Origin of the sequence: Chryseobacterium lathyri, assembly GCF_003290185.1 — a bacterium.
In the GTDB taxonomy this organism is placed as follows: domain Bacteria; phylum Bacteroidota; class Bacteroidia; order Flavobacteriales; family Weeksellaceae; genus Chryseobacterium; species Chryseobacterium lathyri.
Genome location: NZ_QNFY01000002.1, coordinates 1 through 22,839, shown reverse-complemented (window position 1 = coordinate 22,839; position 22,839 = coordinate 1). Strand labels below are relative to the sequence as shown.

Sequence of the window (22,839 nt, the reverse complement as noted above, 5' to 3'; positions counted from 1 at the left end):
ATCATCTGTGAAAATCTGTGCCATCTGTAGCTAAACACACCTTCAGACTTTACAAGAGTTTATACAAGATGATTGCATTGGGAAATTACTACACTGTTATATTGCTATATCATTGAGGCTTCTTCTGCATATGACAAAGCTTGATGAACTGCTCTTCCACTTCCTGAAACTTAGCAGGCATTTCAGGAGAAACCCAAAACATCATAGCTAATGTTTTTTCTCCAAAAGCCTCTTTAAACAGATTCTTGTTCAGACGATAACACTCCCGCAAAAGCCTTTTTACCCGATTCCTGTATACAGCCTTTTTGAAATATCTTTTAGAAACAGATACCCCGAACTTATGGCTTTCCACCTCCAGATTGGGCTTGTCTTTCAGAATGATGACCCTCAGATTTCCGCAGCTTCTCCATTTACCTTTGTCAAAAAGTAAAGCAATCTCAGTATTTTTTTTGAGCTTTTCTTCCCTGGAGTATTTAAAGTTCTGCATTAATCTTGTTTCACTAGATAATTAATCACCTCAGCTGCTGCATACAATCCGAAGATGGCAGGGATATAGCTGATAGTGCCGTAGAAAGACCTTTTGTAATTGGCTCCGTCCGTCATTTTCAAACTTTCTTCCTGCTGAAGCTCATTCGAGAATACACATCTGAAACCCTTATTGATCTTTTCCTTTTTAAGTCTTTTTCTGATCTGCCGGGCAAGAAAACAGTTCTGCGTTTTGCTGATATCTCTTACCATTACTTTGCTGGGATCTGTTTTTCCACCGGCTCCCATAGAGCTGATCAGTTTTATTTTTCTTCTTTTGGCTGCTTTTATTAAGCATAGCTTTGGAGTAACACTGTCGATACAGTCCAAAATATAGTTAAACTTATCAGAATCAATGACTTCATCCATTCTTTCCGGATTCAGGAATTCGTTGATCTTGATTAAATTAATTTTCGGATTGATGTCAAGAAGCCTTTCAGCAACAACCTCCACTTTGTGTTTCCCCACTGTAGAATGCAATGCCGGAAGCTGTCTGTTGACATTGGTAATATCCACCGTATCACCGTCTACAATAGTCATATTCCCTACACCCGCTCTGGCTAAAAATTCTGCGGCAAAAGAGCCCACGCCTCCTAAGCCTATTACCAGTACATTTGCTTTATTAAGTTTCTCCAGCCCTTCTTCTTTGATCAGGAGCTCTGTTCTCTCCAGCCAATACTTATCCATTCTTTATCGTGTCTAAATTTTCTACAATATGTTCATTCAGTTTTTCGAGAGAAATACCCTTTAATTCCGAAACTTTTGAATATAACTCCTCTATGTTAAAATCTTCATTATCAGTTTCTAAAAACAATCTGTCTAAAGGAGTGTTTCTTACAATATCCTGCAAAGATAGATGATACAAAACAGCTTTTCCAAAACTCAAATAAAAATTATTTTTCAGAAGGTCTTCCGCTATCCGTTGCTTTTTATTAAAACCGTGAATGATAACCGCCTGTTCAGCCTTCTTTTTAAAAGAAATGACCTCATAAAACTTTCTTACACAGTGAATAATCAGAGGTTTTTTCACCTCGTTTGAAATAATAATCTGTCTCTGGAAAACCTTCTCCTGGATATTCTGGGGTATCGGTACAATAGAGTCCAGTCCGCATTCACCGATAGCCAGACAGTTTTCTGAAATATTGGATTCCAGCCAGCTGAACTGTTCCTTCATAGAATCCACAACAATATCTTTAGGATGTATACCTATAGAATAAGGAGAATCCGGAGGAACTGTCCCAAAATCTATATTGTAGATCCCATTCAGGTTATTCTTCTTATGATGGTGAAAATCAAAAAAATCCATTCACAAAAGTACAACTATCCAGAATTAATTTAAAATTATTAAACGAACGTTTATAATTTTGTTAAAAATTTCTTAACTTTACTCAAAGTGCACTTCATGAGAAAAAAATTTACAGAAAAACAGATCCATATTTTGGACATTGCCGAAGAGCTTATCGCCAAAAAGGGATATGAAGGAACCTCTGTAAGGGATATCTGTTCCAAGGCCAACATTAATGTGGCCATGATTTCCTATTACTTCGGTTCCAAAGAAAAAATGATGTCCTATCTCTATCAATACCGCGTATTGAAGACCAGAGAGAATTTTTCAGAATTTGCAGATACCATTAAGGATGGCAAACCCGAAATGCAGCTCAGGGAGATCATTAAGTACATTGTTTCGCAACTATTCAAATACAATTATTTCCACGGGTTTGTGACACAGGAGCTCAGACATACCGAAAATTTAAAAGATGAGCTATTGGATTTTTATCAGCTGTTTGTGAAAAAGCTGGATGATGTTATCAAAAAAGGGGTTGCATCAGGCGTATTTACTTTCACACCAAAGCCTGAAGATATTCTTACCATGATCATTGGGTCTACATTATTTGTCATCAGGAACAAAAATTTCTATGAGCTGTATGTGCCGAGTAAAAATGAAGAGGCCTATACCAAAGAAGCAGAAAAAAAAGTAAGAATGAATCTTTTAGTCAGTGTTTTTGCTATTTTAGGATATGCTGCGGATTAAAATAGGTGCACACTTAAAATGCGTTAAATGATTATAAATATAAGAATCTATTAGCGGAAAAAATATACTTTGCATATTAATTAGATCGGAAAACACACCGAATATTTTTAACAAATTAAAATAATTAATATGGAAAAATTAGATCTTGCTAAAAAATACAAAACGTATTTTACAGCTAAAGCTCAGCCACAGCTAGTACAGATTGAAAAAGCATCTTTTATTTCAATTTGCGGCAAAGGAGATCCCTCCGGAGAACCTTTTAAAAAAAACATTGAAGCATTGTATTCCATTGCTTATACCTTAAAATTTACACATAAAGAAAAAAATGAAGATTTTGTGGTGTCAAAGTTAGAAGGACTTTGGTGGTTCGATGAAAAAAAATATGCGGGAAAAACGATTGATAGCAGTCCGGTTGAAGTTCCCAGAAGCGAATGGGAGTACCGCTTAATGATTCGTATGCCTGAATTTGTTAAGCCTGAAGATCTCGTTAACGCAATAGACAAAGTATCCGGTGAAAAGAAAATACAAAAAGCCACGGCTGTTGAATGGTTCACATTAGAGAAAGGACGTTCAGTTCAGATAATGCATTTAGGCCCGTTTTCTACGGAACCTGAATCGTTGAAAAAAATCAGTGTTTTTATGGATAATAACCGTCTTTCCAGGAATGGTTTACACCACGAAATTTACCTCTCTGATTTTAGGAAAACAGCCCCTGAAAAGTTAAGGACGATTTTAAGAGAACCGGTAAAATAGCCTAAAATGTATTTTGGATATTTTTATTGCAATTGATAATTCAGCATCTATTGTAAACTAAAATACGTTAAATATTCATAAAAAAAAATCTATTGACAAAAAAGTTATATTTTTGCAAATTAGTAAATCGGCTGTATCATCCGAAAACTGTTGAATTTTTTATATGAAAAAATATATTTTAGGTCTTTTTGCAGTGGCAGTGATTTCCTCATGCGTAAGCCAGCAGGAAAAAGCAATGAAGAGTGCTGACAAGAATTTTATCTTAAAGGCAGCTAATGATAACTTTGCCAAAAAGAAGTGGAAGAATGCATTGGCACTATATGACAGGCTTACTAACCTCGTAGCAGGAACAGATGATTTTCCTAATGTAGGTTTTAATACTGCTTATGCGAATTATTATGACAAAAGCTATAAGCTGGCGGGGCATCAGTTTAAAAACTTTGCGGTCAACTTCCCTAAAGATCCGAGAGCAGAAGAAGCAGCGTATATGTCTGCATTATGCTACTACGAAGGTTCTATGGATTATAACCTGGACCAGTCCACTACAGAAACCGCAATCAATGAGCTTCAGGATTTCCTGACCAATTATCCAAACTCTGAAAGATCTAAAAATATCAGCCAGCTGATTGATGAGCTGTCTTATAAATTAGAGTTCAAGGCATATGAAAATGCCAGACAGTACTTCAAAATGGGTGAGTACAAAGCTGCTAATGTTGCTTTTGAAAACGTACTGGAAGATTTTCCAAGTACCAAGCTTCGTCCGAAGATTTATGATTATATCATGAAATCACGCTATGAGCTGGCTTTAAAGTCTGTATATGACCTTAAAGATGAGCGTATAGAAAGTGCCCTTGCTTATACAAAGCTGGTAGAAAAAGAGCTTCCGAATACGGAATATTCTAAAACAGCAGTAGACCTTAGAGCGAAACTGACAAAAGAAAAAGAAAACTTTGCTGTTGTTAAAAAACAGACAGAAGCAAGAATTGCAGCATTAACGGCAAGACAGAAAAAGGAGGCTGATAAAATGGCAGAAAAAACTAAAGCTGAGCAGCAGATTAAAGATCAGATCAGCAATGAAAAGAAGGCAATGCAGATCCAGAGGGATAGTGCAGCACTTCAGACCCCTCCTCCGGCGGCCACTTTCAAAATCCAAAGATAATTCGTAAATTTGCCATCTTATTAATAAAATAAATTTCTCAAAATGAGCGTAAAAGATACAAAAGCAGAAGTAAATACTATTACTTACGATAAAGACAAGATTGAAGATAAAGTAGGTTCAATCTATGAAGCTATTGTTATCATGGGAAAGAGAGCAGAGCAGATCAACGCAGAAATCCGTACAGAACTTCACAATAAACTGGACGAATTTGCGGTGCACAATTCTACATTGGAAGAAGTTTTCGAAAACAGAGAGCAGATTGAAATCTCTAAACATTATGAAAAACTTCCTAAGCCTACTTCTATTGCTATCGAAGAATGGCTGAATGAAGATATCTATTTCAGAAAGACAGAAGACAGAAAATAATTATTTGTGTTTTTTATATATGAAGGTCATAAAGGAATTCAGTTCTTTTATGACCTTTGTCTGTTTATACCTGTCTTTGTGCGAAAAAATAAGTAATTTAGTATTTCAAAAATTAAAACTAAATGAGTGTTTCCGGTAAAAAGATACTTATCGCTGTTTCTGGGGGAATTGCGGCCTATAAAATTCATTTCCTGATCAGGGATTTTGTAAAAAAAGGAGCCGAAGTTCAGATGATTATGACGCCCGATGCAGAGCAGTTTGTAACGAAATTAAGTCTTTCAACCCTTTCCAGAAAACCTGTATATTCAGATTTTTATGGCAATAACGGTACCTGGAACAGCCATGTGGAGATGGCCTTATGGGCAGATGTAATGATCGTAGCTCCATGTACGGCTAATACTTTGGCTAAAATGGTTCACGGTATGTGTGATAACCTCTTGATTGCTACCTATATGTCTGCAAAATGCCCTGTATTTATTGCTCCGGCAATGGACCTTGATATGTATGCGCATCCTTCTACCAAACAGAATATTGAACTGGCAGAAGATTACGGTCACATCATTATCCCCGCTGAAACCGGTGAACTGGCCAGCGGATTGGTAGGGCAGGGAAGAATGGCAGAACCTGAGACTATTTTTAAAACTGTTGAAAACTTTTTTAATTCCGTAAATCATGCCAAAAGCTTAGAAGGAAAAACAGTGCTGATCACAGCCGGGCCAACCTACGAAGCTCTTGATCCCGTAAGATTTATCGGTAACCATTCCTCAGGCAAAATGGGCTTTTCCCTTGCTGAAGAAGCCTCAAAAAGAGGCGCAAAAGTTATTTTGATATCAGGACCCAGCTCACAGAAGACAGAAGATAAAAATATCCAGCTTCATAAAGTAACCTCTGCCAAAGAAATGCTGAATAAAGTGTTTGAATTTTATGACCGCGTGGATATTGGTATTGCCAGTGCCGCCGTAGCAGACTATGCCCCAAAAGAGGTTGCGAAAGAGAAAATAAAAAAAAATGATGATAATTTAACCATTGAACTGGTTAAAAATCCTGATATTCTTAAAACAATGGGTGAAAAGAAAACCCATCAGTTTTTGGTAGGTTTTGCCTTGGAAACCCAGAATGAAGAAGAAAATGCCAAAGGGAAACTCGAAAAGAAAAATCTTGATATGATCGTGCTGAACTCCCTCCGTGATGAAGGTGCAGGCTTTAAAAACGACACCAATAAAATTAAGATATTTACCAAAACAGGAAAAAAAGAATTTGATCTCAAATCTAAAGATGAAGTCGCTGCAGATATTCTGGATTTTGTTGAGGCTCAACTTTTAAAATAATTTTAATAAATTTCCGTTCTCAATTTTTAATAGATAATGAAAAAAATCATAAGCCTATTTTTGCTGCTTTTTATATATAATCTGAGTTTTTCCCAGGAATTGCTTGCGACCGTACAGATCAACTCCCAGCAACTGGGAGGGAGTAACCAGCAGGCCTATAAAGCCTTGGAGAAAAGTCTTAGAGACTTCATCAATAATACCAGCTGGACCGGGAAAAAACTTCAGAATTTCGAAAAGATCAAATGTAATTTTGCAGTTGTTATTGCTGAAAGAGACGGAAACCGTTTCAAGGGAAGCATTGTGATTCAGGCTGTGCGCCCCGTATTCAGTACCAGCTATGAGTCTCCGCTGATTAACCTTCAGGACCAGAGATTTGCCTTTGAATATATTGAAAACGAAAATCTTGTATTCAATGAAAGACAGTTCTCAGGAAAAAACCTTATTGATGTGATCAGCTTTTATGTGTACGTCATTTTAGGTTATGACGCAGACAGCTTCCAGTCTATGGGCGGAACACCATGGTTTGCAAAAGCCCAGCAGATTGCCCAGAACTCTCAGAACAGAAACTATGAAGGCTGGAATGTCATCAATGAGCCAAGAAGCCGTACCATCCTCATCAATGAAATTATCAACCCGAACTGGAATCAATTGCGTTCCACGATGTATACCTATCACAGAGCAGGTTTGGATAATCTGTTCAATCAGGATCAGACCGCTGCGAAAAAAGTGATTTTTGACGCCCTTATGCAGCTGAAAAGGTATGAAAACTCTTTCCAGCAATCCTATTACTTCAATCTGTTTCTTGATAATAAAAGTGATGAGATCTTCAATATTTTCAATTCAGGAAATAATGGAGGACTTGTTATGAATGATCTTAAACAGCTGATGATGATCTTCACACCTAAATATTCGGAGAATAAGTGGAGTAAGTGGAAATAAAGATAGATCCTTCGTTTTAAGTTTTTGAATACTTAATTCTATATTTGCATTACTTAAAGTAATCAGCTATTATCCATGCTTTCGAGAATTTATATTAAAAATTTTGCCTTGATTGATACTCTTGAAGTATCATTGCATAACGGTTTACAGGTCATCACCGGCGAGACCGGAGCAGGAAAATCTATTATTTTAGGTGCCTTAAGGCTTATCCTGGGCGAAAGGGCAGACGTAAAGTCTATTTCCAAATCAGAAGAGAAAAGTATTGTAGAAACTGAATTTGATTTAAATAACCAGTTCAAAAAATTCTTTATTGAAAATGATCTCGATTATGAGCATCAGACCATCATCCGAAGGGAAATTCTTCCTTCCGGAAAATCCAGAGCATTTATCAATGATGTACCGGTAACCCTTGATGTACTTAAAGAATTATCTTCAAAACTGATTGATATCCACTCGCAGTTTGAAACCTCAAACCTTTTTACCTCAGAATACCAGTTTAAAATTATTGACGGTCTTTCTGAAAATAAAAAAGCGATTGAAGAATATCAGAATGAATTTTCAGATTTTCAGAGTTTAAAAATACAGCTTAAAAAATTTCAGGCCCAGCTTTCTGAAAACAGGAAAGAAAGCGATTATAAAGAGTTTCTCTTAAACGAACTGGAGGAACTGAAACTGGACGATATAGACTATGAAGACCTTCAGAACCAGCTTTCCATCCAGGAGAATGCCGAAATGATCTCTGAAAACCTGGTCCAGATTCTTTCAAGGTTTCACCAGGAAGAAGTCGGGATCCTTTCTTTCTTCAACGAAGCTAAAAATAAACTATCAAAAATATCAGAAGTTTCAAGTAGTTTTTCAGAACTTGATGAAAGACTGGAAACTTCTTTTGTGGAGCTAAAAGATATTATTTCCGAACTTGAAAATGAATCGGAAAGAATAGAAATCAATCCAGCCAATCTTGCTATCCTTGTTGATCTTAATAATAAAATCAATGCCCAGTTTCTAAAGCATAGCGTTTCTGATATCAATGAATTGAAAGAACTCAGAGACCAGCTTGCAGGAGAACAGAAAGGTGCTTCAGAACTTGAAGATAAAATTTTGGAAATTGAAGAAAGTATTTCCAAAAAAGAAAAAACACTTCAGTCTCTGGCCGAAAAACTTTCAAAAAACAGAAAAAAATCTATTCCTGTCTTTGTCAAAAAAGCAGAAGGTCTTCTTAAAAAATTAGGACTTGAAAAAGCCCGAGTTGACATTGAGCTTCAGGATACCCCTGAATTTAATGCATTCGGGAAAGAAAATATACAGTTGCTGTTTCAAGCTAACTCAGGCTTCCCTTTAAAACCAATTCAGACGGCTATTTCCGGCGGTGAAAGGTCCAGGGTCATGCTTGCAGTGAAGAAAATCATTGCCGAAAGCGATGAGCTTCCAACCCTGATTCTGGATGAAATAGATACGGGAGTTTCCGGGAAAGTAGCAGAAGAGATTGGAAACCTGATGCGGGAAATGGCCACAGACATGCAGCTTATTGTTATTTCTCACCTTGCACAAGTTGCAGCCAAAGGAAATAATAACTACAAAGTGGTTAAACGTGATATTTCCGGTAAAACACAATCTACCATCATTCCTCTGGATGACGAGGAAAAGCTGAACGAGATTGCCCAGCTCCTTTCCGGGAGCAAAATTACTGAGGCCGCACTGGCACAGGCTAAAGAACTTATTGGCTAAAATTGTAACATATTTTACATTATACTGACTAATGTAAAAAAACTAAATATGTTTCTAAAGTTCCTCAGGCTCGAAATCAAGAGCTTTTTCCGTGGTACTTCTGTAGGGGTGAATCTTGCCATGAAGATCCTTCGTTTTATAGGAATCCTCTACTTTATGGCATGCCTGGCAGGAGGTGCTTTTGCCGCATTCTTCTATGTGCGGGACGAAATGCACCAAGATCCTTTAAAAGCGATTTCAAAACTTGTAGTGGTTGCCTGGGCGCTGGACCTCATTCTGAAATACATCTGGCAGGAAATGTCTACCCAGAATATTAAACCGTTTCTGACCCAGAATATTCCCAAGAATACACTGGTCAATTATATGCTTGTGAAAACCTTTCTTTCGGCATTAAGCTGGCTGAATTCTTTATTCTTTATTACATTTTCCGTTATTGCACTGTTCAATGGATACAGTGTGACGGGTATTTTGGCCTGGTTAATCGGGATTTCTTTTTCGTTTTACCTTAATAATTTCATTAATATTCTGTTTAATGATAAGGAAATAGTAGCAATTATCATAGGGCTTCTATTTGCTGCAGTGGCCGGGCTTGGGTATTATAATATAGTCCCTGTGCTTTCTTACTCAGAGAGATTTGTTTACGGTTTCTACAAGAATCCTTATATGATTGTAATTCCGGTTATGCTGTTTTTCAGTCTTTGGAAAATATGCTTTAATTACGTCCGGAAAGAATTTTATTTGGATCAGGGGCTTGAAGCTAAAAAACAGTTCGGGAAAACGGAAAATATTGCTTTTCTAAACAAATATGGCGTTATCGGAACCTTTATCAATAATGATATTAAAATGCTGAGACGGAATAAAGTCACCAAAGGAATTCTGATCGGAAGTTTTTTCTTTCTTTTTTACGGATTGCTGATGTATACCTCTGTGATTTATAAGACGCCTGCCATGATGATGTTTATGGGACTGTTTGTAACAGGAGGCTTTCAGTTTCTCTTCGGGCAGCGGGTTCCTGCATTCGACAGTTCTTACTATCCATTGATGATGACGCTGAATGTTCCTTACAAAGAATATCTCAAAGCAAAATGGTGGCTGATCAATATTGTGACGGCAGCTTCAATCATTGTTGCATTATTTTATGCTTATTTCGGTTGGGAAGTTTATATCACATTTTTGGCAGCAGGACTTTATAATATCGGAGTGAATTCCCAGCTTACCCTTTGGTCCGGAGCATTTAATAAAACCCAAATTGATCTGAATTCAAAAGAAAAAAGGATAGGACAGAAAAACAGCTTTAATCTGAAATCCATGCTCTTATTAATTCCGAAAATGCTGCTTCCAATGGGTGTTTTTGCCCTTTCAAAATATTTCTTTGGAATTACGGCCGGAGTTGTAAGCATCGCAGTTTTTGGACTTGCAGGATTCTTCCTCAGAGAAAAAATATTCGATATCATCGTCAAACAATATAAACGCGAAAAATACAGTACACTGGACGCATTTAAAAACAAAGATTAACTATGATTACTATCAATAATTTATCCAAGACTTACGGAACTGCCACAGTTCTTAATATTGAGCATCTTGAAATCCCTAACGGTGAAACCTTTGGACTGGTAGGAAACAACGGAGCCGGAAAAACCACTCTTTTCAGTCTTATGCTTGATCTGATTCAGCCTACTACAGGCTTCGTAAGTATTGATGAGATCAGGGTGAATGAATCTGAAGCCTGGAAAAACAAAGTTTCTGCTTTTGTAGATGATACTTTCCTGATTGGCTATCTGACACCGGAAGAATATTTTTATTTCATCGGAGAACTGAGAGGGCAGAATAAGGCTTCCATTGATGAATTTTTAAAACCATTTCACGATTTTTTCAATGGTGAGATTCTTAATTCAGGAAAATACGTCCGTGATCTGTCAAAAGGAAATCAGAAAAAAGTAGGAATAGTAGGAGCTGTCATCGGAAATCCGGAGATCATTATCCTTGATGAACCTTTTGCGAACCTGGATCCTTCCACCCAGATCAAACTGAAAAATCTGATCAAAGAACTTTCAAAGCAGGATGGTGTAACTTTTCTGATCTCGAGCCATGATCTTTCCCATACCACAGAAGTCTGCAACAGAATCGTTGTTGTGAATAAAGGACAGCTTGTAAAAGATATAAAGACCAATCCGGAAACGTTAAAGGATCTCGAACAGTATTTTGCAGATCAGGTTTCAGTGCCTTCAGCAGTTAGTTTATAATAAAAAGGCCGAGAAAATTTTCCCGGCCATTCCATCAATTATCTTAAATAGGATCTTCCTCTATCGGAATTGCACACATATCTACATGCACCATGCACAACCCCTGGCAAGGATTGTCCGTGGGAATACTACAGCATGCATAATAACCATTGTACTGAACAAGATACCAGTTCGTAGGACAACGCGGAATAACCGCACCTCCAAATACCTGTTTCAGGCTTTCTCTGCTGAATTTTTTTAAATTTTTCATAAGATTAGTTTTTATATTATATCACTAATATGTGAAATTATTAATTGAAATAGATTTAAAATTTTGAATATCAGTATTTTATACAAATTAAAAGCCTCAGGATTCCTGAGGCTTTTCTACATTTAATCTATAATTCTAAAAATTTATTTCAGGCTTCCCACCATATCTTCCGGCTTCACCCATTCGTCAAACTGCTCAGCCGTTAAAAAGCCAAGGTTCACAGCTTCTTCTTTTAGAGTAGTTCCGTTTTTATGAGCTGTTTTTGCAATTTTTGCTGCATTTTCATAACCGATGTGGGTATTTAAAGCAGTAACAAGCATTAATGATTTGTCTACCAGTTCTTTAATTCTCTCATGGTTGGGTTCAATACCTTCCGCACAATGATCATTGAATGAGATACATGCATCTGCAATCAATTGGGCAGACTGAAGGAAATTATATGCCATAACAGGTTTGAAAACATTAAGTTCATAATTCCCCTGCGTTCCTGCAAAAGAAATCGTGGTATCGTTTCCTAAAACCTGGGCACAAACCATAGTCATTGCCTCGTTTTGCGTAGGATTTACTTTCCCAGGCATGATAGAAGATCCCGGTTCATTTTCAGGAATATGAATTTCCCCGATTCCTGAACGTGGTCCTGACGCTAATAACCTGATATCCTGGGCAATCTTGAATAAAGAAACAGCCAGTTGTTTTAATGCGCCGTGAGATTCCACAATCGCATCATGAGCGGCCAGCGCTTCAAATTTATTTTCAGCCGTAACAAAAGGATGGTTCGTAAATTTCGCGATATATTCAGCTACTTTTACATCATAACCGTTTGGAGTGTTAAGCCCTGTACCTACTGCGGTACCGCCCAACGCAAGTTCAGAAAGATGGGGAAGTGTATTTTTTAAAGCTCTTAATCCAAATTCAAGCTGAGCTCTGTATCCTGAAAATTCCTGTCCCAGGGTAAGCGGAGTAGCATCCATAAGATGCGTTCTGCCGATTTTTACAATATCTTTAAAAGCTTCTGCTTTTGCAGCAAGTGTATTCTTTAATTTTTCAACAGCAGGAATGGTTACCTCCACCACTTTCTTATAAGCGGCAATATGCATGGCTGTAGGATAAGTGTCATTGGAAGACTGTGATTTATTCACATCATCATTCGGATGAATTTCAGATTTGTCGCCTAAAGTTCCTCCATTGTTAACATGAGCCCTGTTTGAAACCACTTCATTAACGTTCATATTCGATTGCGTTCCCGAGCCCGTCTGCCAGATCACCAATGGAAACTGATCATTCAGCTTTCCTTCCAGGATTTCGTCACATACCTTAGCAATCATATCTCTTTTCTCTGCAGAAAGAACGCCAAGATCAGTATTGGTGTAAGCTGCTGCTTTCTTTAAATAAGCAAAAGCTTCAATGATTTCGTGGGGCATAGAACCTTCAGGTCCGATCTTAAAATTATTTCTTGAACGTTCAGTCTGTGCTCCCCAAAACTTATCTGCAGGCACCTGAACCTCTCCCATAGTATCCTTTTCGATTCTGTAATTCATTGTGATTGAAATTTTTATAAAGTTAATTATAAACGCAGAATCACGCAATTTATAATCATTATAAATATCAATACAGATGACTGATTTTACTCATGCTTTTTTGAGGATGCCGTATTTTTGCACAAACAAAAATTGAATGGATTTTAGATATCAGGATCCGTATCCGATCCAGAAAGACGATACGGTGTATAAAAAGCTTACATCAGATTACGTAAAGGTTGAAAAATTAGGAGAAAGAGAGATTTTGACCATTGATCCTAAGGGTCTTGAACTTCTGGCTGAAGAAGCAATGGCAGACGTTTCTTTTATGCTTCGCTCTTCACACCTTGAAAGTCTGAGAAGAATCATCGATGATCCGGAGGCTACTGATAACGACAGATTCGTTGCTTATAACCTGTTGCAGAATGCTGCGGTTGCCGTTGAAGGAGCTCTTCCTTCATGCCAGGATACAGGTACGGCTATTGTAATGGGGAAAAAAGGAGAAAATGTTTATACAGGGGTTGATGACGGTGAATATTTAAGCAAAGGAATTTACAATACTTATCAGAAAAGAAACCTGAGATATTCCCAGGTAGTCCCTTTGACGATGTTTGACGAAAAAAATTCAGGGTCAAATCTTCCTGCACAGATTGATATCTATGCTAAAAAAGGAGATTACTACGAATTTTTATTTTTAACGAAAGGAGGAGGTTCTGCCAACAAAACATTCCTTTATCAAAAAACCAAATCATTACTGAACGAAAAATCTCTTGAAGAATTCGTTAAAGAAAGAATTTCAGATCTGGGTACAGCGGCATGCCCGCCTTATCACCTGGCGCTTGTCATTGGGGGAACTTCTGCTGAAGCGAATCTGGCTGCCGTGAAAAAAGCATCTGCAAAATATTACGATCATCTTCCGACAGAAGGAAACGAAGCAGGACAGGCCTTCAGAGACCTTGAATGGGAAGCTAAAGTTCAGAAAATCTGTCAGGAAAGTGCTATCGGAGCACAGTTCGGAGGAAAGTACCTTACCCATGATGTAAGAGTAATCAGACTTCCTCGTCATGCTGCTTCTTGTCCGGTCGGAATGGGCGTTTCGTGTTCAGCAGACAGAAATATCAAAGGAAAAATTACAAAAGAGGGTATCTTCCTTGAACAGCTTGAACAGGATCCGAAAAGATTTTTACCGGATACGCCTCCACACCTGGAAGAGGCTGTTGAGATTAACCTAAATAAACCAATGCCTGAAATTCTTGCCGAACTGTCCAAATACCCGATCAAAACAAGATTGAAATTGAACGGAACGTTAATTGTAGCAAGAGATATTGCCCACGCAAAGATCAAAGAGATCATCGATAGCGGAAAACCGATGCCGGAATATTTCAAAAATCATCCGATCTATTATGCAGGACCGGCAAAAACTCCGGAAGGAATGGCTTCAGGAAGCTTCGGGCCTACAACAGCAGGAAGAATGGATGTATACGTTGATGAGTTCCAGAGTCACGGCGGAAGTATGATCATGCTGGCCAAAGGGAACAGAAGTAAGGATGTTACCAATGCCTGTGGTAAATATGGAGGTTTTTATCTGGGATCCATCGGAGGACCTGCCGCCATCCTTGCCAAAGACAATATTGTGTCTGTAGATATTGTGGATTTCCCTGAATTAGGGATGGAAGCCGTAAGAAAAATTGAAGTAAAAGATTTCCCGGCATTCATCATTACTGACGATAAAGGCAATGATTTCTTCGCAGATCTTGCCCATTAATTAGTTTAAAATCAAAATAAATTATAAAATAGGGCTTGTATCTTTTGTGTACAAAACAAAAAAGTCCTATTTTTGCCTAAAATCTTAGAGAATGATAACTATTTTATCAGCATTTTGGCCGTTTTACCAGTTCCTATGGACTGTATTCTTTATAATTATGTTCTTAGTAGGATTCTGGTGTATCTTCATGTTCTTCGGATTGGTAATCCCAATGTGGTTAACTGAAGGTCTGAAAGAATATTTCGGAAAAGTAAAACCTTTTGACCCTGAAGATATCAGAAGAAAACAGGTAAATGAGCAGGAAGGTGTAGAAGTGATCTTTAGCAACCCTAAAGGGAACGGACCCTTCATCCACGATCACGGACATCATCATTAATTGATTGTCATTGCTTTTTCACCTTAATTCTGAAAAAGTAATATCAAAGCAAAACAACATATATAAACCGCTTAATTTTTTAGGCGGTTTTTTTATTACCCGTTTCTCAGCTTTTCCGGGGAAACTCCGAATTTTTTCTTAAATGCACGGGTAAAATTCTGGACATACTCATAACCACATTCAATAGCGATTTCCTTAATCATAATGTCTTTGTCGATGATCATTTTCTTTGCCTTGAGCATTCTCAGTTCCGAAATATAATCCGTCACGGTCATATCATACTGATGTTTAAATTCTTTCCTGATCTTATTCTGGCTAATACCCGCCAGCTTTCCGATGTCTTCTGCTCTTATATTTTTGTGATAATTCTCATCGATGAACTTTTTGACGGTAAAAGAAATGCCAGGCTCTTCCCGGGTATTGTTTTTTTCATTGAATTGCTCAAAAATAAGGATAAGGAGTTTAATAATCTTTGCCTCGACAAATAACCTCTGCATCATTCCTTTCTTTGAATAGCTGATCAGCTCATTTAAAATCATGTGCATTTCCACAGTCATGTAGGGAGGAGTTTTCTTGTGGAGAAAAATATAATTGTTCCGGATCATATTTTCCAGAATTTCCGCATTTTCTCTGCTCGATTCGGGATCAATAAGGTTAAAGATATGCTGGTAATTGATCTGTATCTGGAAATATTTTATAGTTTCCTGGCTTTCTGTCCAAAGTTCGGCTGTGCTTTCCTGAGAAGAATAGTGGAGAATATACTGGTTTTTTCTGAACATGAATTTTGTTTCACAGTCATTCGCTTCTAATCTGATATTGGGGCTTAGCAGAAAGAGAAGACTGAAGCTCGCCTTACTCTCAATCATATGTAATCTTGAAAACTTCTTAGGCTGATGCTCTTCCTGCATGATCATCTTGATATGGTCGGAACTGAAAAGCAATCCGTTTCTGGAGGAATTCTTCATACACAATGATTTAGGGATGTATAATTTTTTGAAATAAGCCTAACATCGGATAACAAAAAGTTTGGAAATGATAACTCAGGGTTAAGAATGAAAGGTAATTTTGCACAAAATTAAATTAAATTTAGAATAATTAAAAATAATATTAAATATGTTTCAAAATTTACATTTTGCGATGCGTAAAATAGGCACCGGTTTAGCATTGCTGACCATCGCAGGAAGTTATCTATATGCCCAACAATGGGAAGATGTAGGAAGTGCAGCGGGAGTTTCAGCAGCTGGAAGCAGTTATAATAACCTGGCCGTAGACCAGACAGGGAATTATTACCTTTCTTATTATGACACTTCTGTCGCTAAAGGCTCTGTACAGAAATTCAATGGAACTTCATGGTCATATGTAGGAGGATCTCCAGGAATTACAGAAGGAACGGCAACATTTAACTCCCTGTCATTAGACGGTTCCGGGAATGTTTTTTATACCAGTCAGATTGGTTATCCGGGTTCGGGAATTGCAGCACAGCAATTTAACGGAACTGTATGGTCATCGCTTCCCAACGTTACAACATCAGCAGCTAACTATCATGCTTCTGCAGTTTCTCCATCTAACATACTTTTTACATTTGGAGGTCAGAATTCAGGAACAGTACAGCGTTATATAAACGGAGCCTGGGAACAGGTAGGAAATACAGGATTTTCCAATGGGGCTACATTTGCAGAAATGGTTATAGGATCTGATCAAAAAGTATACACCTGCAGTATATCCGGAGGTGTAAGGGTGTATCAGAATAATACTTCAGCAGCGGCTACGGATGCATGGAGCCTGGTTGGAGGAAGTATTGTAGATGCCGCTTCTTCCTCAGAACAGTATACCTCAGATATTGCTATAGATGGAAATAATAATCTGTATGTAGCTTATGTTTCCAGTTCGGCTAACGGGCAGAAACTGAACGTTAAGAAATTTGAAGGAAATGCATGGGTACAGCTTGGACAGGCTAATTTTTCCGGTGGGAAGGTACAGCACGTAGCTATAGCGGTGACCCAGTCCGGACAGCCTTATGTGGTTGCCAGCCGTTTTGAAAATGATGATCTGTTAAGAAATACAGTGTATAAATTTGATGCTGCTATCCAAAATTGGGTGACTTTAGGCGGGGATTTTATTTCTGACGGACAGGCAAAATATAACGACCTGGCCATAGACAGGGTAAATAATTATTTGGTACTGGCTTATACGGAAGATGTTACTAAAGTGAAAAGAATTCCGTTAGACGGTGTTCCGCCTGGCTGTACCAATACAGACCCGGGCAGCAATGCCGGAGATACGGGCTGTATTACTTTTACTTACCGTGGACAGCAGGTTACCTATGCAACTGTAAGAGGTGGTGACGGAAATATATGGCTGCAGCAAAACCTGGGAAGCTCTCAGATTGCCTCTGCCATGGGTGACGAGAGTTCCTATGGAGACCTTTTCCAATGGGGAAGATGGGATGACGGGCATCAGCTTAGAAATTCAGCAACAGCGGCTCCGGTATCTCCCAATTCACCGGACGGATTAGCTGGTTTGAGTGCTTTTATCATTGGTTCACCTTCATGGTGGGGAACCTTTGAGGCTACCGATAAATGGACTGCTTCAGATCCTGCAAATGTATCCAAGCATGTAGGGGCAGACCCTTGCCGGGCTGTAGGAACAGGCTGGAAAATGCCATCGCAGGCAGAATGGACAGGTATTGTGAATGCAGAAAATATTGCCAATCCCGGCACAGCTTACAACAGTCACCTGAAACTTCCTGCGTCCGGTTACAGAAGTTCTTCCAGCGGGGCACTTACGTTTGCAGGACAGAGAGGGTATTTCTGGAGCTCGGATACATCAAATTCAGGGGGGAAATACTTATATATAGGTTCTACCATTGCCAATCCTTCTTCAGGGGCGATGAGGGGACAGGGTTCTGCGGTAAGATGTATAAAAACTGCTTCTGCTCTTGGAACATCGGATATCATAAAAAATACTGAAACAGTGGGAATGTATCCTAACCCGACAAACGGGATCCTTAATATCAAGGCAGATTCACTGATTGAAAGCGTAAATGTGACCAATATGACAGGGCAAAGACTTAATAATGTACAGCTTGTTAATAATCAAATCCATATGAACGGACTTCCGGATGGAATTTATATCGTGGAATTAAAATTAAAGAACGGCCATATTTTTTCTAAGAAAATTATTAAAAACTAGGTCCTGTTCCGTTTGGTTGATCAGCAAAGCCTTTTTTAGCAAAGCCTTTTGTTTTATGTTTAATAGGAATTATGTATTATAGGGGGATAACTTTTTTATTTAGTTTTAAGGACTCATGCAATCATGGGTCTTTCATTTTTGATAGGATAATTAATAATGTATTTATTACAATTAGAAATGAAGGGGAAGTAATATAATAATACGTCAAGATCTGTCGCTTTACATTAATAGATTTGCATTAGCAAGAAAAGAAAACACTGGCAAGTGATATGATCTATATTAAATCTCAGCAAGGAGACTTGCACATGTGTTAAAAAAAGTTAATTTTACATTTTTAATTATAAAACTAAATACACAATCAGATGAAGAAAATTTACTCTGGTGCATGTATTCTATGCACGATTCTTGGACTTTCTGCCCAGGAAGTATTATGGCAGAAAGACATCAAATCCTCTACACAGGATTTTCTAAGCCAGGTGACCACAACAATAGATCAACAGTATCTGATCACGGGAAGCTCAATTCAATCCAGCCCTTCAATAGGCTCAGGGACCTCAAGTCAAAAGCAGAATAACGGCTATGATTTCCATCTGGTAAAGCTTAACCAACAAGGTGAAGCAGCCTGGGAGAAATACATTTCAGGAAATAATCACGACTATCTCCGCAACCGTTGCTACACAAGATGGTGGATTTTTGATTTCTGGTACCTCATATTCAGGAAAGGGTCTGGATAAAAAAGAAGATTCCAAAGGTGGATCTGATATTTGGCTGATACGACTTAATGAATTTGGAGACGAACTCTGGCAGAAAACTTTAGGATCAGCATCCGATGAAGAAGCAAGATCTGTTATTCAAACAACAGACTTAGGATTCTTTGTAGCTGGTAACGTTCAAAACTCAGCTAAAGGTTATGGTTCAAAAGATGTTTTAATTGTAAAACTCGATAAAGATGGAAAAGAACTTTCTCAGTCAGTTTTAGGAGGAAAAGGTCTTGATGAAATAGAGAAAATGATTCCCACTAAAGATGGTGGTGCCTTATTAGGAATCTATTCCAGAAGTGCTACAGGCGGTTCAAAGAAAACTGAAAATTTTGGAGAAGGAGATTACTGGGTGATCAAGCTTGATAAAACAGGAAAAACAGAATGGGAAAAAAATTTGGGGGGCAAAGCAGATGACCATTTAAGAACATTGGCATTGACCTCTTCAGGCTATTTAATTGGCGGTGAATCCAGATCCGAGAGATCAGGAAACAAAACCTCAGGTATAGAAGAAGGTACAGATTTATGGCTTATCTCACTTAACGAAAGAGGGGAAGAAATCTGGCAGAAATCTTACAATTTTGGGAACAGAGATATTCTGATGGGAACGAGTGTAATCCAGAGTCAAGATTCAAGAGCCAAGAACCAAGATGTCACAAAAGGAATTCTTTTAGGAGGCTATACTCAGGCAGAAGGAAGAATTGAGACTGATGATGAAACCTTCTGGATGCTGTATTTGGATCAAGAGGGCAATGAGCAGTGGAGAAAACACGTAAAAGGAGAATCCAGGAAGAGAGAAGAAAGACTTTCAGATATAAAGCTGAATAGAGATGGCTCAATCATTTTAGCAGGAACCAGTGCAGAAGAGCTTGGAAAAGAGAATTGGAAGATCGTAAAGCTGGGAGATAAACAACTTGATCAGCTTATAGAAAAACAAGACATCAAAATCTATCCTAATCCTGTTTCAGATTATGCTTATGTAGAAATCGGTTTTGACTTTAAAGAAGCTGATATTATGCTGTATGATATGGGTGGAAGACAGCTTCAGATTTTAAAGACTAAGAATAAAGTGACGAAGATTAATACCCAGAATTTGATACAGGGGGCTTATCTGGTGACGATAAAAACGGATACTAATAAAACAGCAAGTGCTAAACTCATAAAAAAATAACACGATGAAAAAAAAATTAACATTGGTGGGGATTATTTTTTCTGCTTTGGTGTATAGCCAAAGTAATACCCCAGAGGATTATACTACCAATACGAATGATGCTGGCAAACACATTCCTAAGATATCTCCAACCAGCCCTGAATCATTTAAATTCAGCCAATATGGAAATGTTCCCATAGGAATGTTTACAGGTGCTCCCAATATTAATATACCAATTACAGAACTTTCAGTCGATGGAACAAGTATTCCCATTTCTTTAAACTATGCTTCCAACGGAATTAATGTGGACGAAATGAATGGCTCAGTAGGATTGGGATGGACTTTTATTTCAGGTGGAGTAATTACCAGAACCATACGGGATAGACCCGATGAAGAAAGTAGTTTTAATAGTGGGGATGTTCCACTAACTGAGAACTTTGCTACACAACTGAATGCGTACCTGGCATTTTGTGAAAATGATGATTTTGATTCTGAGCCTGATTTGTACTCTGCGAACTTTGGTGGTTATAATGTGAAATTTGTGATCAATAAAGCAGGTAATATTATTATGATTGATCAGAAAGATTACCAAATTAAAAGAAATGATAATGGAAACCTATTTTCAATTATCTTGGATAATGGAGTACGATATAATTTCAATGCTGTAGAATATATACAAAACAGGACACTTAATACTGGAGGACATCAGCCTCCACAACAATATATACAATCATGGTATTTAACTTCCATCATTACTCCTAATGGTCAGACACTTACCTTTGAATATCAGGATGTGAATTATACGACCATTCTTTCACAATCCCAAACAATGACCTATACCAAAGAGGAACAGTATAAATATGGAGATGTATTATATGGTGGTTCTTTGGGACTGCCTTATTGCCCTCTTATAACATATACAATACCACCTGATTTAGGTCTTATTGCAGATTCAGAGCAGTATGTATTGGGCAAACAACTCAAAAAAATATATGATTCCAATAATAATTCTATCGTTTTTTCATATTCGGCGCAAAATGGTGATTACTCAAAACTCACCAGTATCAAAAAATATCATAATAATATAGATGTAGATGATTATAGTTTTAATTATACCACCACCGGAGCATCAAGACTTTTCTTAACCGAAATACGAAATAATAAAACGAATTCGTTACATAAATTTATCTACAATAACCCTGAGGTACTTCCTTCAAGATTGAGCTTTTCTAGGGATATGTGGGGATTTTATAATGGGGCGAGCAACAGCAGTCTCGTACCTCAATTGTTTTCGAGTAACGATACTACAGCACCTCAATATAGTGGCGCTAATCAGAAAGTTGAACCTTCCTATGGACAGTACGGGTTATTAAAAACCATTACTTACCCAACAGGAGGCAACACACTGTTTAATTACGAAAATCACGTTAGGAAGGAAAATGTTTTGGTGTATGCACCTGAAGTTTTTTTAGGTACCTCGACTGTCAATAACTCTAACACTTATGATTCAACACAGGAATTAACTATTACCCCTGCAAAGTCGGGATATGTTCGTATTCAATTATCCAATTATCTTAATCCTTATGGGAACTGTAAAGACAGCCCTGATTTAGAAACTGATAAGCAGAAAGGTGGAATGTGGGTTAAAGATCAGTCAGGCAATTATATGCCTTTATTTGAATATTTTCCTGGTATCGGATATACCTCTCTTGGTATTTCGGCAGAATCTTCATTGAATAATAGCCAAACAGCTTATGTATATGTTGAGAAAAATCAGACCATTAAAATCACTGTACAAGCATTATTCGCTTGTTGTCAGGCATATATTCAGGCTTACTACTTTGATCAGGAAGACAAATATGTATTACAAGATGTGTTAAAAGGAGGATATAGAGTTGCATCAACGGTTGACACTCCTGTTGACGGACTTCCTATAACCAGAAAATATAAGTATATTAGGGATAATGGGGAGTATTCTATTAATATTACCAGAGACCCTGTATTTGTTGAAGATAGGTTGGTAGGTTCACTTTGTATAGGCTCTACAAATTCGTTGCCTGCTATGTCCACCTATACGGCCATTACTTCATCCAACATAGGCAGGTTATTTTCTTTTAATCCGAATATTTTTTATGATACCGTGGAAGAACAAATAGAAGGAAAAGGAAAAAGCGTCCATTATTTCAGTTCCGAGACGGATTACCCGGGTAATCCTATTAAAGGAGGTTCTATTATCTCTGCTCCTTGGACGAACTCAGGTTGGAAGAATGGAAAAGAGGTATTAACCGTTTATAAAGACAATGGGGGAACTACTTTAAAAGCTGTTGAAAATCTGTATGCTGAAGATCCCACCAGAATATCTTATCTGGGAGGTATCAGTCGACGTAAAATTTATGAGCCTGTTGCCACTAATGGTAATAATGGTACTTGGGATGCTGATCATCCACATATGGATGTTGTATATTATAAAAACATCAGCCGTTTTACTTATTTAAAATCTCAGAAAACAAGTGATTATTTAAATGGTGTTCCGGTTGTTACCCAAACAGAATACTTCTACAATAATCCATCGCATTATCAGCTGAATAAACAAAAAATTACTTTTCCTGATGCATCTATTAATGAAACAAATTATAGTTATGCTCATGAAAAAGGCAACCAACTGATGATTGATAAGAATATGGTTGGCATTCCATTAGAAACTACTACAAACCAGACTATTGGAAGCAGCACAAAAACACTGTCAAGAACCGAGACTATT

At 37.7% G+C, this 22,839-nt stretch carries 21 protein-coding genes; 15 read left to right on the top strand and 6 right to left on the bottom strand.

Annotated elements, in window-relative coordinates:
* Window positions 1-109: 109 nt before the first annotated feature.
* Genes rnpA through DRF61_RS02280 form a run of 3 tightly spaced genes read right to left on the bottom strand, consistent with a single transcriptional unit; the run spans window position 110 to window position 1,831 of the window.
* Window positions 110-487, bottom strand: coding sequence for a ribonuclease P protein component (gene rnpA, locus DRF61_RS02290; protein WP_111953657.1), 378 nt, complete (start codon window positions 485-487; stop codon window positions 110-112).
* Window positions 487-1,212, bottom strand: a complete 726-nt coding sequence (locus DRF61_RS02285) for a tRNA threonylcarbamoyladenosine dehydratase (RefSeq protein WP_111953655.1) — start codon at window positions 1,210-1,212, stop codon at window positions 487-489. The genes rnpA and DRF61_RS02285 overlap by 1 nt, the downstream gene beginning before the upstream one ends.
* Entirely contained in the window at window positions 1,205-1,831 is a 627-nt protein-coding gene (locus DRF61_RS02280; RefSeq protein WP_111953653.1) for a TatD family hydrolase, read from the bottom strand. Before DRF61_RS02280 ends, DRF61_RS02285 begins: the two co-directional genes overlap by 8 nt.
* Window positions 1,832-1,927: 96 nt before the next feature.
* On the opposite strand from DRF61_RS02280, the gene DRF61_RS02275 reads away from it, so the two are divergent.
* From DRF61_RS02275 to DRF61_RS02235, 9 genes are all read left to right on the top strand, one after another.
* Window positions 1,928-2,557 (top strand): TetR/AcrR family transcriptional regulator, encoded by a 630-nt coding sequence (locus tag DRF61_RS02275; protein ID WP_073328854.1) that lies wholly within the window; start codon window positions 1,928-1,930, stop codon window positions 2,555-2,557.
* A 129-nt stretch (window positions 2,558-2,686) separates the two neighbouring features.
* A complete protein-coding gene (locus DRF61_RS02270) occupies window positions 2,687-3,310 on the top strand; it encodes a GyrI-like domain-containing protein (protein WP_111953651.1) in 624 nt (207 codons plus the stop codon).
* 163 nt (window positions 3,311-3,473) lie between these two features.
* The gene (locus DRF61_RS02265; RefSeq protein WP_111953649.1) at window positions 3,474-4,469 is read left to right on the top strand and encodes an outer membrane protein assembly factor BamD; all 996 of its coding nucleotides are present in this window, start codon (window positions 3,474-3,476) and stop codon (window positions 4,467-4,469) included.
* A 42-nt stretch (window positions 4,470-4,511) separates the two neighbouring features.
* Entirely contained in the window at window positions 4,512-4,835 is a 324-nt protein-coding gene (locus tag DRF61_RS02260) for a DNA-directed RNA polymerase subunit omega (RefSeq protein ID WP_027372958.1), read from the top strand.
* A 122-nt stretch (window positions 4,836-4,957) separates the two neighbouring features.
* On the top strand, window positions 4,958-6,163 hold the full coding sequence (gene coaBC / locus DRF61_RS02255) for a bifunctional phosphopantothenoylcysteine decarboxylase/phosphopantothenate--cysteine ligase CoaBC (protein ID WP_111953647.1): 1,206 nt from the start codon (window positions 4,958-4,960) through the stop codon (window positions 6,161-6,163).
* A gap of 36 nt (window positions 6,164-6,199) precedes the next feature.
* The gene (gene porD, locus DRF61_RS02250; protein WP_111953645.1) at window positions 6,200-7,102 is read left to right on the top strand and encodes a type IX secretion system protein PorD; all 903 of its coding nucleotides are present in this window, start codon (window positions 6,200-6,202) and stop codon (window positions 7,100-7,102) included.
* Window positions 7,103-7,177: 75 nt separating this feature from the next.
* Window positions 7,178-8,827 (top strand): DNA repair protein RecN, encoded by a 1,650-nt coding sequence (locus DRF61_RS02245; RefSeq protein ID WP_111953643.1) that lies wholly within the window; start codon window positions 7,178-7,180, stop codon window positions 8,825-8,827.
* 48 nt (window positions 8,828-8,875) lie between these two features.
* Window positions 8,876-10,342 carry a DUF5687 family protein gene (locus DRF61_RS02240; RefSeq protein ID WP_111953641.1) on the top strand — a complete coding sequence of 489 codons (1,467 nt, stop codon included), beginning with the start codon at window positions 8,876-8,878 and terminating at the stop codon, window positions 10,340-10,342.
* Between the two features lie 2 nt (window positions 10,343-10,344).
* Window positions 10,345-11,070 carry an ABC transporter ATP-binding protein gene (locus DRF61_RS02235; protein WP_111953639.1) on the top strand — a complete coding sequence of 242 codons (726 nt, stop codon included), beginning with the start codon at window positions 10,345-10,347 and terminating at the stop codon, window positions 11,068-11,070.
* Window positions 11,071-11,113: 43 nt separating this feature from the next.
* Here the strand turns inward: DRF61_RS02235 and DRF61_RS02230 are convergent, their stop codons facing one another.
* Window positions 11,114-11,320, bottom strand: coding sequence for a bacteriocin-like protein (locus DRF61_RS02230; protein ID WP_111953637.1), 207 nt, complete (start codon window positions 11,318-11,320; stop codon window positions 11,114-11,116).
* 143 nt (window positions 11,321-11,463) lie between these two features.
* Window positions 11,464-12,858: a class II fumarate hydratase gene (gene fumC / locus DRF61_RS02225; protein WP_111953635.1), complete on the bottom strand. Its 1,395-nt coding sequence runs from the start codon at window positions 12,856-12,858 to the stop codon at window positions 11,464-11,466.
* A gap of 136 nt (window positions 12,859-12,994) precedes the next feature.
* Between fumC and DRF61_RS02220 the strand changes: the two genes are divergently transcribed.
* Window positions 12,995-14,602: a fumarate hydratase gene (locus DRF61_RS02220; protein WP_111953633.1), complete on the top strand. Its 1,608-nt coding sequence runs from the start codon at window positions 12,995-12,997 to the stop codon at window positions 14,600-14,602.
* Between the two features lie 91 nt (window positions 14,603-14,693).
* A complete protein-coding gene (locus DRF61_RS02215) occupies window positions 14,694-14,978 on the top strand; it encodes a hypothetical protein (protein ID WP_174772309.1) in 285 nt (94 codons plus the stop codon).
* Between the two features lie 95 nt (window positions 14,979-15,073).
* On the opposite strand, the gene DRF61_RS02210 is transcribed toward DRF61_RS02215, so the two are convergent.
* Complete coding sequence (locus DRF61_RS02210; RefSeq protein ID WP_111953631.1) at window positions 15,074-15,943, bottom strand: helix-turn-helix transcriptional regulator; 870 nt, start codon at window positions 15,941-15,943, stop codon at window positions 15,074-15,076.
* Between the two features lie 148 nt (window positions 15,944-16,091).
* Here DRF61_RS02210 and DRF61_RS02205 point away from each other — a divergent pair, with 148 nt between their 5' ends.
* The 4 genes from DRF61_RS02205 to DRF61_RS02195 all read left to right on the top strand — a co-directional run.
* A complete protein-coding gene (locus DRF61_RS02205; protein WP_111953629.1) occupies window positions 16,092-18,170 on the top strand; it encodes a T9SS type A sorting domain-containing protein in 2,079 nt (692 codons plus the stop codon).
* 362 nt (window positions 18,171-18,532) lie between these two features.
* Window positions 18,533-18,904 (top strand): hypothetical protein, encoded by a 372-nt coding sequence (locus DRF61_RS22850; RefSeq protein WP_238601910.1) that lies wholly within the window; start codon window positions 18,533-18,535, stop codon window positions 18,902-18,904.
* Window positions 18,864-20,099: a T9SS type A sorting domain-containing protein gene (locus tag DRF61_RS02200; protein WP_238601909.1), complete on the top strand. Its 1,236-nt coding sequence runs from the start codon at window positions 18,864-18,866 to the stop codon at window positions 20,097-20,099. Before DRF61_RS22850 ends, DRF61_RS02200 begins: the two co-directional genes overlap by 41 nt.
* A gap of 4 nt (window positions 20,100-20,103) precedes the next feature.
* Window positions 20,104-22,839, top strand: a 2,736-nt coding sequence (locus DRF61_RS02195) for a hypothetical protein (protein WP_157963352.1), incomplete at its 3' end; no start/stop codon positions are given.